The organism is Streptomyces sp. NPDC058092 (genome assembly GCF_042884935.1).
GTDB lineage: Bacteria > Actinomycetota > Actinomycetes > Streptomycetales > Streptomycetaceae > Streptomyces.
Window position 1 is genome coordinate 325,867 of sequence record NZ_JBHVSY010000003.1, and the last position, 12,310, is coordinate 338,176.

At 68.2% G+C, this 12,310-nt stretch carries 9 protein-coding genes and 3 pseudogenes; 4 read left to right on the top strand and 8 right to left on the bottom strand.

What is annotated here, in order from left to right:
• The coding region (locus ACFVV1_RS07655; protein ID WP_389985968.1) for an SH3 domain-containing protein at positions 1–1,116 on the bottom strand (1,116 nt) is incomplete at its 3' end.
• A gap of 263 nt (positions 1,117–1,379) precedes the next feature.
• Here ACFVV1_RS07655 and ACFVV1_RS07660 point away from each other — a divergent pair.
• Positions 1,380–2,636: a glycosyltransferase gene (locus tag ACFVV1_RS07660; RefSeq protein ID WP_389985971.1), complete on the top strand. Its 1,257-nt coding sequence runs from the start codon at positions 1,380–1,382 to the stop codon at positions 2,634–2,636.
• Between the two features lie 274 nt (positions 2,637–2,910).
• Here the strand turns inward: ACFVV1_RS07660 and ACFVV1_RS07665 are convergent.
• Positions 2,911–3,980: pseudogene (locus tag ACFVV1_RS07665) on the bottom strand (acetyl-CoA C-acyltransferase); the annotation flags it as partial.
• Between the two features lie 199 nt (positions 3,981–4,179).
• Here ACFVV1_RS07665 and ACFVV1_RS07670 point away from each other — a divergent pair.
• A pseudogene (locus ACFVV1_RS07670) lies at positions 4,180–4,740 on the top strand (SDR family oxidoreductase); the annotation flags it as partial.
• 3 nt (positions 4,741–4,743) lie between these two features.
• A complete protein-coding gene (locus ACFVV1_RS07675; RefSeq protein ID WP_389985974.1) occupies positions 4,744–5,688 on the top strand; it encodes a MaoC family dehydratase in 945 nt (314 codons plus the stop codon).
• Here ACFVV1_RS07675 and ACFVV1_RS07680 read toward each other — a convergent pair.
• From ACFVV1_RS07680 to ACFVV1_RS07690, 3 genes and pseudogenes are all read right to left on the bottom strand, one after another.
• Positions 5,618–6,271: a TetR/AcrR family transcriptional regulator gene (locus tag ACFVV1_RS07680; protein ID WP_389986386.1), complete on the bottom strand. Its 654-nt coding sequence runs from the start codon at positions 6,269–6,271 to the stop codon at positions 5,618–5,620. The two genes, ACFVV1_RS07675 and ACFVV1_RS07680, sit on opposite strands and share 71 nt — an antisense overlap.
• Before the next feature lie 205 nt (positions 6,272–6,476).
• The gene (locus ACFVV1_RS07685) at positions 6,477–6,665 is read right to left on the bottom strand and encodes a hypothetical protein (RefSeq protein ID WP_389986402.1); all 189 of its coding nucleotides are present in this window, start codon (positions 6,663–6,665) and stop codon (positions 6,477–6,479) included.
• Positions 6,666–6,794: 129 nt separating this feature from the next.
• A pseudogene (locus tag ACFVV1_RS07690) lies at positions 6,795–7,049 on the bottom strand (hypothetical protein); the annotation flags it as partial.
• Between the two features lie 533 nt (positions 7,050–7,582).
• On the opposite strand from ACFVV1_RS07690, the gene ACFVV1_RS07695 reads away from it, so the two are divergent.
• Complete coding sequence (locus tag ACFVV1_RS07695; RefSeq protein WP_389985977.1) at positions 7,583–8,689, top strand: glycosyltransferase; 1,107 nt, start codon at positions 7,583–7,585, stop codon at positions 8,687–8,689.
• Positions 8,690–8,776: 87 nt separating this feature from the next.
• Here the strand turns inward: ACFVV1_RS07695 and ACFVV1_RS07700 are convergent, their stop codons facing one another.
• The 3 genes from ACFVV1_RS07700 to ACFVV1_RS07710 form a co-directional block, all read right to left on the bottom strand.
• Positions 8,777–9,388, bottom strand: coding sequence for a dicarboxylate/amino acid:cation symporter (locus ACFVV1_RS07700; protein WP_389985980.1), 612 nt, complete (start codon positions 9,386–9,388; stop codon positions 8,777–8,779).
• A 1,150-nt stretch (positions 9,389–10,538) separates the two neighbouring features.
• On the bottom strand, positions 10,539–11,384 hold the full coding sequence (locus tag ACFVV1_RS07705) for a hypothetical protein (protein WP_389985983.1): 846 nt from the start codon (positions 11,382–11,384) through the stop codon (positions 10,539–10,541).
• Positions 11,385–12,083: 699 nt separating this feature from the next.
• Positions 12,084–12,302: a hypothetical protein gene (locus ACFVV1_RS07710; protein WP_389985986.1), complete on the bottom strand. Its 219-nt coding sequence runs from the start codon at positions 12,300–12,302 to the stop codon at positions 12,084–12,086.
• Positions 12,303–12,310 lie beyond the last annotated feature (8 nt).

Sequence of the window (12,310 nt, forward strand, 5' to 3'; positions counted from 1 at the left end):
CTGCAGACCCGTCGCACCCGTCGGACCCGCGGGACCGGTCGCACCGGTGGCGCCATTGGCACCGGACGCACCCGTGGCACCGGTCACGCCCTGCAGGCCCGTCGCACCCGTCGGACCGGTCGCACCCGTCGGACCGTGAGCACCGACCGCACCGGACGCACCGGTGGCACCGGTCGCGCCCTGCAGACCCGTCGCACCCGTCGGACCGGCGGGACCGGTCGAACCGGTGGCGCCAGTCGCACCGTTGACACCCGTCGCACCCGTCGCACCCGCGGGACCGGTCACGCCCTGCAGACCCGTCGCACCCGTCGGACCGGTCAAGCCGGTCGCACCGGTCGCACCGGTGGCGCCATTGGCGCCATTGGCGCCGTTAACACCCGCCGGACCCGTGGGACCGGTCACGCCCTGCAGACCCGTCGCACCCGTCGGACCGGCGGGACCAGTCGCACCGTTGACACCCGTCGCACCCGTCGCACCCGCGGGACCGGTCACGCCCTGCAGACCCGTCGCACCCGTCGGACCGGTCAAACCGGTCGCACCCGTCGCACCCGTCGCACCGGTAGCGCCATTGGCACCGTTGACACCCGCCGCACCCGTAGGACCGGTCACGCCCTGCAGACCCGTCGCACCCGTCGGACCCGTCGAACCGGTCACGCCGTGGGCACCTGTCGGGCCCGTCGGTCCCGTCGGTCCCGTCGGACCGGTAGGTCCGGTTCCTGGGTAGTCGTCACAGAACGGCACGGTGGTCTGCGTCGCGATGTAGCGGGCGCTCATCCAGCCGGTGCCGTTGGACAGCAGGTACCACAGCGAGTTTCCGTCGACGTTCTGGCCGACCACCTGGCAGGCGATGGACACGGTGCCGCCGGACGGCACATTGCCCACGATCTGCGACTGGGTGGTGGGACCGCTGCGAATGTTCTGAGAGGTCTGGGAGATGACCGTCCCGGACACGCTGGCCGCCACCCGGCTGGCCATCACTCGGTTGACCGCCTGCGAATCCGTGGGGTTCGGCGTTCCGTGAGCGATGTCCATGGGGCACAGCGCCAGGGTCATTCCCAGCGACATGGCGCCCAGGGTTGAACGGGACAGGATGTCCCAGCTTCTCGATTTGCGCATCTTGGATTCCTTACCGGATCTACGTGGATCGGAACCGTGACTGTGACAGGAGAAACAGGGTGAGGGCATATGCGCCACGCCGCTGATCTTCCGTCCGGGTACGGACCGTTCCCTTTGTGAGTGACGGATGCTTCGGCCATCTGCCCCTATTTTCAGCCTGGTTAGGCGCATTGGCCATGACGGTCCGGCCACCCGCGCGCCCCCGAGAACTCCGTGTCGCGTCGTGGCCGCCGGATTCATGCGCACTAGCGTCGCTCTCCTCGGTGACCGGATCGACTGATCCCGCACACCGCACCAATTCGCCGCGGGGCGTTACTCCATTACAGCCAGATCGGGAGTTGTATATGAAAAATCTGATCGACCGTCCTTCCGAAGAACGGTCCCCCGCTCTGCATCGCAAGCCGTCGATCTGCCTGTGCATGATTGTCAAGGACGAGGCGAAGGTCATCGAGCGATGCCTGAACTCCGTACGCGACCTGGTGGATGCATGGGTCATCTCCGACACCGGCTCCCGTGACGGAACACAGGAATTGATCCGCGCCACGATGAAGGGAATTCCGGGAGAACTCCACGAGGACCCCTGGACCGACTTCGGCCACAACCGCACCCTGAACATCCAGCGCGCACGTGGCAGGGCCGACTATCTCCTGCTCATCGACGCCGATATGGCCGTCCGACGAGAGGGGTCGCTGTCCGCGCTGTCCGAACTGAGCGCCGACTCGTACATGCTGCGTCATCTCGGCGCCCTCGAATACCGCATCCCCCGGCTGGTCAGAGGGGACATTCCGTGGCGGTACGAGGGTGCGACCCACGAGTATCTGACCACCGCGCAGCAGCACACCGTCGCCGATCTCCAGGTCCTCAGCATTGAGCATTTCGCCGACGGCGGCTCGCGCGGGGACAAGTTCACCCGGGACGTCCGTCTGTTGCGCCAGGACCTCAAGCGCGATCCGCACAATTCCCGAACGGTCTTCTACCTCGCGCAGACCCTCCGTGACATGGGTGAGACCCGGGAAGCGATCGCGACGTACGAGCGCCGGTCCGGCATGGGCGGCTGGGAGGAGGAGGTGTATTACGCCCTGTTGCAAGTGGGGGTGCTCAATGCCGACAGCGGTGACTGGCCCGGTGCCATGGACGCTCTCACCCGCGCGTGGGAAAGCCGTCCGCAGCGGCTGGAAGCCTGCTACGAACTGGCCTGCCGGCTACGGAAGATGGGGCGCTATCAAGCGGCTCACGCCGTCGCCGCCGCCGGCCTCAATCGCCCCGTCCCCGAGGACTGGCTGTTCATGGAGCCCTGGATCTACAGCTGGGGTCTGCTCTTCGAGCACTCCATCACGGCCTACTGGACCGGCGATGCGCGCGGATCGCTGGCTTCCTGCGATCGCCTCCTCGCCCTGCCCGACCTTCCGGCCTCCTATCGCGAACAGACCATCAACAATCGTAAATTCGCGGCTGATCTTGTCACCAAGCGCTCCGGCCGGTCAGCACCGGCCACCTTTGCCCGCCAGAAGCGCGCGTGAATGGACATGTGCGGCTCCTGAACGTGGGTCGGGCGGCTCTGCCGGGTCCGTCCGGCGGCCGTTTCGTCCTCAATCGCCGGACGGGCTGGATTTTGGCGCCTGTCCGCTTTGATGCGTCAGGCTGGAGCGGGGTGGATTCTGGTGTCCGGCCGACATGGTGTGCCCGGCCGGATCGGTGCGTAAGGCCGGAACGAGGTGGAATTCGGCGTCGGCCGGACTGATACGTCAGGCCGGAGCACGGGTGGAATCCGGGGCCCGGTCGGAGCGGTGGTTCAGGGCGTTCGAGGATCGCTGTGACGCCCTGGCCGCCGGCCGCGCAGAGGGAGATGAGCTCGAACAGGTCGAAGTCCTCGATGGTGAGGCCGGCGCGCTCCAGCAGGCGCGGTACGGCGTACGCGGGGGCCATCAGGAGGCCGTCCTCGCCGTTCACGTGGTCGACGGCGGCCGTCTCGTGGAGCGAGAGGTGGGCGAGCGGTTCCAGGTCGTGGGCCCTGGCCCATTCCTCGCCGGCGAGCAGTACGGTCGCGGCGTCGTCCGTGAGGGGGGTGGAATTACCCGCGGTCATCGTCGCGTCGGGGCGGTCGGCGCCGAACACCAGCCTAGGCCCAGCGAGTTGCTCCGCCGTGGAGTCGGGGCGCAGGTTCTGGTCGCGGGTCAGGCCCTGGAACGGGACGACGAGGTCGTCCAGGAAGCCGCGTTCGTACGCGGCCGCGAGGCGTTGGTGGCTGGTGGCCGCGAGGCGGTCCTGGTCCTCGCGGCCAATGCCCCGGCGACGGGCGGTGACCGCCGCGTGGTCGCCCATCGAGAGGCCGGTGCGGGGTTCGGCGTTGCGTGGGATGTCCGGGACGAGGTGCCGTGGACGTACGCGTGCAAGTGCCTTGATTCCGGCCCCTGTCGACGTTGCCCGGCGGGCGGTGAGCAGCAGTTTGCGCAGCTCGTCGTTGACGCCGAGAGGCGCGTCGCTCGTGGTGTGCGTACCGCCCGCGATCGCCGAGTCGATCGCACCGAGCGTGATCTTGCCGACGGCGGCGATGACGGCCTGGAGGCCGGTGCCACATGCCTGCTGAATGTCGTACGCGGGGGTGCGCGGGGGTCCAGCGCCGAGCCGAGTACGGTCTCGCGCGCCAGGTTGAAGTCGCGGCTGTGCTTGAGGACGGCACCCGCGACGAACTCGCCGACCCGCTGCCCCTGGAGCCCGAACCGCTCGACCAGGCCGTCCGGCGCGGCAGTGAGCAGCTGCTGGTTGGAGACCTGTGCGTACGGGCCGTCGGAGCGCGCGAACGGGGTGCGGCTGCCGCCGATCACCGCGACCCTGCGGGGCTGCGGGAGTGCGAGGGGGATCATCCCGGCCGGCTCATCTCGACCAGCTCCTGACTCTTGAGTAACCTTGCTTTGGAGTAAATCCAGGACCGAGCAGGGAGTCCGGACAATGGCCGACCGCTGTCTGCACTTCACCGGCACAGCACCCGGCCGCTTCCTGACCCGGCGGCTCGGCCTCCCGCAGCCCGCCCCGTTGCGCCGCTGGTCGCTGGAGACCCGGTCGCTGGACATCACCGCCGCGGATGCCGCGGAACGGATCGCCGTCGCGGTCCCGGGCGGTCTCGACGTCCTCGTCCACAACGCGGGCATCACCCGCGACCGCCGGCTCGCCGACATGCCGGCCGGCCGCTGGGCCTGTGTCGCCGACGTCGATCTCGACAGCGTGCTGCGCACCACGGACGCGCTGCTCAAGGCGAGCACCGTCAACCGCGGCGGCCGGATCGTCGCCACCGCGTCCATCGCCGGTATCGCGGGCAACACCGGCCGGACGAACTACGCGGCGAGCATGGCGGGCATCATCGGCCTGGTCCGCTCCCTGGCTCCGCGTGCCGCCGCCGATCACGGTGTCACGGTCGACGCGGTGGCCCCGGGCTTCTTCGAGACGAAGACGACCGCGGCCGTTCCCCTCTTCGTCCGGGAGGCGGGCCGCCGGATGAACTCCCTTGCGCGGGGCGGCCTACCGGTCGATGCCGCCGAGGCCGTCGCCTGGTTCGCCAAGCCCTCCTCGACGGCCGTCAACGGCCGGATCGTGCGGGTCTGCGGCCAGAGCCTGCTGGGTGCGTGACCCATGCCGAATCTGAACGTGACACTCGTACGGGCAGCTGTCACGTCCCCGTTCAAGAGGGCCGGCCGCCCGGGCGCCGCCGTACCCACCGGCCGGGCGGTCCTCCCGGCCGCGCCGATCGCACCGGCCCCCCTCGCCTCGTACCGCCGGGTCTGCGGCTTCTCCGAGCCGGGTGTGCTGCCGCTCACGTACCCGCATGTGCTGGGCTTCCCGCTCGCCATGCGGCTGATGACGGCCAGGGGGTTCCCGCTGCCGGTCGTCGGGCTCGTCCACACCTGGATCGAGATCACCCGTCACCGGGCCCTGCACCCCGCCGATCTGCTCGAACTCACGGTGTACACCGCTGGGTCGGCCCCTCACCGGCGCGGCACCGAGGTCACGGTGGTCACCGAGGCGCGGCTGGCGGGCGAGCTGGTCTGGGAGTCCCGCAGCGGCTATCTCTCCCGGCATGCGACACGCGCGACCGTCATCACGGGGGCCCCGGCCCTGGACACGAACCGAAACCCGGACTCGAACCCGGACCCGGCCCCGAACCCGGACCCGGCCCCGAACTCAGCCCCGGACCCGAACCCGGTCCCCGGGCTTCCCGCCGTCGCCGAGTGGCGGCTCCCCGGCGATCTGGGGCGCCGTTACGGTGCCGCGTCGGGCGACCGCAACCCCATCCACCTGTATCCGCTCACCGCCCGACTCTTCGGCTTCCCCCGGGCCATCGCCCACGGCATGTGGACCGTCGCCCGCTGCCTGGCCGAGGCACCGCGGCCCGATGAAGTCCGGTGGGTACGGGCCGACTTCAGGGCCCCCGTCCTGCTGCCCGCCACCGTCACCTACGCGGCGGACTCCACCGGCTTCCAGCTGCGCGGCGCGGACCGCGTCCACCTCACCGGGACAACACTCGGGCCGCCCGGTCCCCGGCCCGGTTCGGCGGCTGCCACGGACGGCCGTTCATAAGGTTCTCCAGCCCCGCCCAGGAGAAGTTCATCAGGGTGGCCGCGGCCTCCTTCGCCGAGACGCCCGGGGTCTCGTTCGCCCACCCGGCGAGCGATTCCGCGGCCCCCACGAGCGCCTGCGCCAGCCCCGACACATCGCGGTCGGGGAGCGCCGGACCGTGGTGTGCCTCGCGTGCCGCGGCCCCGATCAGACCCGTCACGAACGCCACGATCTCGTCCCGCATCGCCGTGACCTCGGCGGCGAAGGGCTCCCCGTGCGTACGCGCCTGGCGGTGCAGCACCGACCAGCCGTCCGGATGCTCCGCCGTGTGCGTGAAGAACGCGCGCAGTCCGGACCACAGTTGCCGGTCGGCCGGAAGTCCCGGCTCCGCCCCCGCCCGTACCGCGTCGACCAGCGCTTTCGCCTCGCGCCGGATGCAGGCGGTGAAAAGCTCTTCCTTGGAGTTGAGGTACAGATACACCAGTGGCTTGGACACCCCGGCCAGCTCGGCGATCTCGTCCATCGACGCGGCACGGTATCCGCGCTGCCCGAAGGTCTGCACGGCGGCGTCCATCATCTGCTGCTCACGCACGGCACGCGGCATCCGTCTGCTCTTCACAGCACCCACGCCGACTTCCTCCTGCCCCGCTGTGCCACTCCCCGGTAAGAGTACGGCGCGGGTCTCCTCGGCGTCGTACGGAGCAGTGGCGGCCCGGTTCCGGACAGCCGGTTTGCGGACGGGGCACCGTGCGCACTGTGCCCGCCGGAACCCGGCGAGCACAGCACACACAATCACTTTCCTCGTTCGGTCAGGCCGGCTGCAACACCAACAGCGTCCAGGGTTCGAGCCAGATGAAGTTGCCGTCGTTGGTGACGCCGTGCGTCTCCCAGACCTGACCGGTGGTGGTCAGCACCTTCACGTAGGAGTCGTTCCCGTGGTCCACGACGGAGATGGAACAGGCGTTGGAGGGGTAGTTGGTGTTATTCGAGAGATTCACCCACGAGTAGTTCCCCTGCGGGGGCATGGGGTTGGTGTTCCGGCGTCCGACGAACGCGTTGCCGCCGCTGAGTACGGCGCTGAATTCCTCCGCGTTGTTCGGGTCGAGGGAGTCGATGTCGGCACACGGACCGGTGGGGCCGGTAGGACCGGTGGGGCCGGTAGGACCGGTAGGACCGGTGGGGCCCGTAGGACCGGTGGGGCCCGTAGGACCGGTGGGGCCCGTAGGACCGGTGGGGCCCGTAGGACCGGTGGCACCAGTCGCGCCATTGGCGCCCGTCGCGCCGGTGGGACCGGTGGCACCAGTCGCGCCATTGGCGCCCGTCGCGCCCGTGTCACCCTTCGGACCCCTGGGTCCCGTCGGCCCCGTCGGCCCGGTGGGCCCCACCTTGCACTTGTCGCCGCCGCCGAGCGCAACCTGCGTCTGCGCCTCGCTCGCGAGCGACCTGTGCTTCTTCGGCTTCTTGGGCTTCTCGACCTTGCAATTGTCGCCGCCCGACGGAACTAGGTGCTGCTGCCAGCAACCGGACGCGCCTGCTGCGCCGCGGCGACCGCGGGGCTCGCGAACCCCGTGATGACAAGGGCGATCGAGGCGACCGTGGTGCCGGTCAGCCACGCACGCCGCCGCGGAATCGGACCGAGAGAGGAGTCCTGTGTTCAGGACTCATTCACTGCTCCTTCCAGAGCTGAATCAAGTGAAGCCACAACGAAGCGTGTTCACGCTTCCGTCGGTTCATCGGATCGCAGCCGGAACCCCTTGACAGCAGAGCGGCTCTGTTTAACGCATTGGCCTATCGGCGACGTCCGGTCGGGTGCCCGCACCTCGGTGAATCCGGGCTGTTCCGGCGTGCCGCAGCCGCGCCGCCCGGCCCCGTACGTAAGGTCACGCGCACCTGTCCGCCGGGAATTGGTGTTGCCATGAAACCGTCCATCTGCCTGTGCATGATCGTCAAGAACGAGGCCGCGGTCATCGAACGCTGCCTCGCCTCCGTCCGCGGCCTGATCGACACCTGGGTGATCTCCGACACCGGCTCGACCGACGGAACCCAGCAGCTGATCCGCAGCGCACTCGACGGCCTCCCCGGCGAGCTCCACGAGGAGCCCTGGGTGAACTTCGGCCACAACCGAACGCTGAACATCAAGCACGCCCACGGCAAGGCCGACTATCTGCTGCTCCTCGACGCCGACCTGGTGATCCGCCGGGAGGGCCCACTGCCCCCGCTGACCGCCGACTCGTACATGCTCAGGCACGAAGGCTCCACCGAATACCGGATCAAACGTCTGGTCCGCGGCGACCTGCCCTGGCGGTACGAGGGCGTCACCCATGAGTACCTCACCGCCGACCGGCATGACGACCAGCCGAATCTCGACGCCCTCGTCATCGAGGACTACGCCGACGGCGGCTCGCGGCACGACAAGTTCGAACGCGACGCCCGGCTGCTCGGCGCCGAGCTGAAGCGCGACCCCTCCAACACCCGTACCGTCTTCTACCTGGCACAGACCATGCGCGACATGGGCGACACCGCCAAGGCGGCCGCCCTGTACGAACGCCGCGCGCAGATGGGCGGCTGGGACGAGGAGGTGTACTACGCGCTGCTGCAGGCCGGAATCCTGAAAGCCGAGACCGACGACTGGCCGGCTGCCATGGACGCCCTCTCACGCGCCTGGGAGTCACGCCCGCAGCGGCTCGAAGCCTGCTACGAAATCTCCTCCCGGCTGCGCTGCCTCGGCCGCTACCGCGCCGCGCACGCCTTCGTCAGCACGGCGCTCGACCGGGAGGCGCCGGACGACCTGCTGTTCGTCCAGCCGTGGGTGTACCGCTGGGGCCTGCTCTTCGAGTTCTCGATCACCGCCTACTGGGTCGGCGACTACGAGGGCTCGATCCGCGCCTGCGACCGCCTGCTGGCGATGCCGGACCTGCCCGACGCCTATCGCGAGCAGACGCACGCCAACCGGGCCTTCGCCGAGCAGCGGCAGACCGCCCGGAACACGTCGGCGGCCACACCTGTCGGGGCGGCCCGCTAGACACGCGCCCCGGCCGGTACGACGCGACAGGAGCGCCCCCGGTCCCTGCTTACGGACCGGGGGCGCTCCTGTGTACCTCGGGTGCGGCTACGCGGCGACGGGCACGCGCTGCGGCTCGCCGTCACGCACCTCGGCGTCGTCGACCGGGGAGGACGAGGCCGAGTTGTACGCGTCGTGGTCGAGGATCTTCTCGCGGGCCGAGACGATCACCGGGACCAGCGCCTGGCCCGCCACGTTCGTGGCCGTACGCATCATGTCCAGGATCGGGTCGATGGCCATGAGCAGACCGACGCCCTCCAGCGGGAGGCCCAGCGTCGACAGCGTGAGGGTCAGCATGACCGTGGCGCCGGTGAGGCCGGCGGTGGCCGCCGAGCCGATCACCGAGACGAACGCGATCAGGACGTAGTCACCGACACCCAGCTGGACGTCGAAGATCTGCGCGATGAAGATCGCCGCCAGCGCCGGGTAGATCGCGGCGCAGCCGTCCATCTTGGTGGTGGCACCGAACGATAGTAACAGTTTACCGACATGTACCCTGACCTGCGGAAACGCGCCCCTGAGACAGCAGGAAGCCCCGCCGGTAGCTACTCCGGCGGGGCTCGTTCCGTCCGCGTCATCCGTCGAAGCGCGGAGCGTCGCCCGTGGGTGTCGGCTGGACGGTCTGAGGGCTTCCGGCCCTCTTCCGCATGTCCTCACCACGGGGGAACGTGGATCACCCTAATGCCCTCAGGGGCCGTCTGCGGGGCGTTTACTGAGTTCGGCCACCTGGGCTTGCAGCGCGGCTAGTTCGTCCCTCTTACGCTGCGCCGAGGCACGCGAGTACGCCGCTTGTTTGGCCCGTGCCCCCTCAGGGTCTTCGGCTAGCTTTCGCGCCCGGCGCGCTGCTGCCTCAGCGGCTTTCCGCTTCTTGAACCCCTCAGGGTCTTCGGCTTTCAGCTTTTGCGCGTGTGCCGTGGCCTGAGCCGATCGGGCCTTAGCGACCTCAGGGTTACGGGCTAGCCGGTCTTTCTGCGCACCAAGGGTGCATTCCGTGCAGGCACTCGTATGCCCGTCTCGCGCGGACTTCCGGGCGTAGAAATCGGTCAGGGGCTTGACCACGCCGCACCGCGTACATGCCTTCTCTTCGTCCACGGTGAGTAAGCCTACTCAGGCAGCACGAAGCCCCGACCGCCCGTTACGTGAACGGGTAGCCGGGGCCTTAAAGTGGGACCGAAGTCCCCGGACGCTATGACCGTCCGGGGGCTTTTTAGTGCGCGCCCCAGTAGGGAATTTCACGGGGTTCGGGCGGAGTGGTGTACCCCACCCACGGGGAATCAGGCTGACGGGGGTTGTACCGCCGCCTATTCCACAGGCGCGACGGCGGGGGCTCTTCGTGGCGGGCAGGGTTGGTTCCCCACGTCCGGTAGCAGTGCCTCAGCCATTCCAACGCGCCGTGCCGGTCCGGCCACACCAACAACCGGCCGTCAAGCTTGCACATGCGCCCCATGGCGAGATCTTTGATCCCCCACTTGTCGGCAAGGGGCCGAACCTCGTACCGGTCTTGTGGGGGAGTCAGTTTCGATGTCATGGGTGTCAAGGTAGCCGCGCCGACGTCAGGCCGGAACTAGCGTGACCAAAATGCCGCCCCGGGACGCTGACCACTCGTTACCCCGTTCGACGGCAAAGCGGCCGTCCGTCACGAGCTGGGCCCTGAGGGGCGCAACGACGGTCGCCAAAACGTGCGCCTGGACGCTCACCCCATCCTTTGCGTACGCGTCCCGCACAGCAGCGCTCAGGGCTCTCGCTGCCGCATCCACGTCGACCGCTTCGGCTTGCCCAACGCCGTGCCCCTCAAGGGCCCATGTGATTCTCATGCGGGCAGGCTAGACGTCTCTGCCTTGCTCGATTCCTGCACGGCCTTTGTGACGGTCTTCGTAGCGACGTCCGTGACCTTTGCGGGTGCGGTCACCTTCGCCGTCTTCGTCGTCGTCTCCGCCGTATCGGGATTGGTCACGGTGACAGTCACCTTCGTCGGGTCGGACCGCGTGGCCTTTGTCGGGTCATCGACCACTAGCCGGACGTCGACCGTCGGCGTATCGACGCTCATTGTCGACGCGTTCAACATGCCGCCCAACAACCCAGGTTGCGCCGTCTTCGCTTCGTCGACCCGCACCCAGACGACGAGCTTGCCGGACCGGTTCATGTACGCCTGAACGGTCGTCCCCTTCGCTGCGTGGTGCTGAGCGTCATGGACGATCGGACGGGCCCAATCCGGGATTTTCTCGATGCCGGGTACCACGTGCTTTAGCTCTTCCTTGAGCGCGTCTTTCGTCCCTTCCAACACCCCAGGTTTCTTGCGCTTCTTGGGCTTCGTCTTCGGGGCAGCGTGCGGAGTCTTGCTCACCTTCGGCGACGGCTTCACCTCAGTCGGCGCACTGGGGGCACTGGATGCCCGCTGAGCGCCCGGCGGGATGCGGGGAGCACCGGGGGAAGGGTTGGGGTCCGGCTCGCCGTCAGACGGCGATCTGTCGGCTTGCTCGGTGTCGTCCAGCTCGGTCAGCTCGTCGCGTCGCGTGATGGTGGGGGCTTCCGGTCGCTGAGCGGCAGCAATTGTGATCGTGCTCAGGGCAACGAACGTGCCTGCCGTAGCCGTGACGGCAAAGGCCGGTAGGGCATTGCGGCGGGCGGGGGCAGTGCGGGCATGACGCGCGGACACGCGGGACCTTTCAAGCGGAACGGAGGATTCCGGAACATATTTGCATATTCAAGCAAGATCGTTAGACGGGCTAAACGGATGCGCGCCTTTTCGGCTTCACGTGGCTCAAGCCGGGCAGCGCGGCAACGGGTCCATCCCCCCAGGGGTTCAGCTCGAAAAGCCCCTCAGCGGTCCACAGAAGCCGCCCCAGGTGCTCGCCGGTCTCAGGGGACTTGCACCACTCCCCCACCCCCAGGAGACGGCGCGAGAGCACGCCACGGACGGCGACGCGGAAGCCCCGGTATCGGGTGTGTTCAAGGATGCGAGCGACCGCGCCACCGTGGGCACGCATGAGCGGGGGCAAGTCTCGCCACGTGCCGATCACGTCTACGGCTGTCAGCTCTTCGAGCAAGACGCAAGAGCGGTACTGCGTACGGCCGTCCGGGGTCGTCACCGGGACGGTAAACGTCAGTTCGACGTCATATGGAGCGATTGGCATGACCAAAGCTTCGCAAGTGGAAGTTCCCTTCCATTGCTGCCTGAGAACTGTTTAAAGCTCAAGCACCTCGTTCCCCAGAATGACGGCCGACTACTACCACAGGTGCAGAAGATCAATGACCAAAATGACCACAACTCAGATAGTTGCTTTCGGCAACAAAGGACATCGAGACACGAAAGAGCCCCCAGGCTCTATGACTGCCTGGGGGCTTTCCGTGGTGGCTACTTGCTGTAATGCATCTTCACTCGCTCAGCGGGGCGGAAGTGCGACCCCATGTAGCCCATCGGCAAGTAGATGTCACCGTTGGTCTCAGTGGCAGGCTGCCCCACCAGGAAAGCCATTCCGCCGAACACGACCCAATCACCGGCCTTGACGTTCTTCGCTGCCTTCGTCTTCGGCTGAGCGTTCATGTTCTTGCCTCTCGTTCGCTGCGTTCTCACGAGTGAAA

Excerpts from the sequence above, each read along its gene's own strand:
- ACFVV1_RS07675 (WP_389985974.1), top strand. The coding sequence starts at position 4,744 with ATGCCGAATCTGAACGTGACACTCGTACGGGCAGCTGTCACGTCCCCG.
- ACFVV1_RS07680 (WP_389986386.1), bottom strand. The coding sequence starts at position 6,271 with ATGCCGCGTGCCGTGCGTGAGCAGCAGATGATGGACGCCGCCGTGCAG.
- ACFVV1_RS07695 (WP_389985977.1), top strand. The coding sequence starts at position 7,583 with ATGAAACCGTCCATCTGCCTGTGCATGATCGTCAAGAACGAGGCCGCG.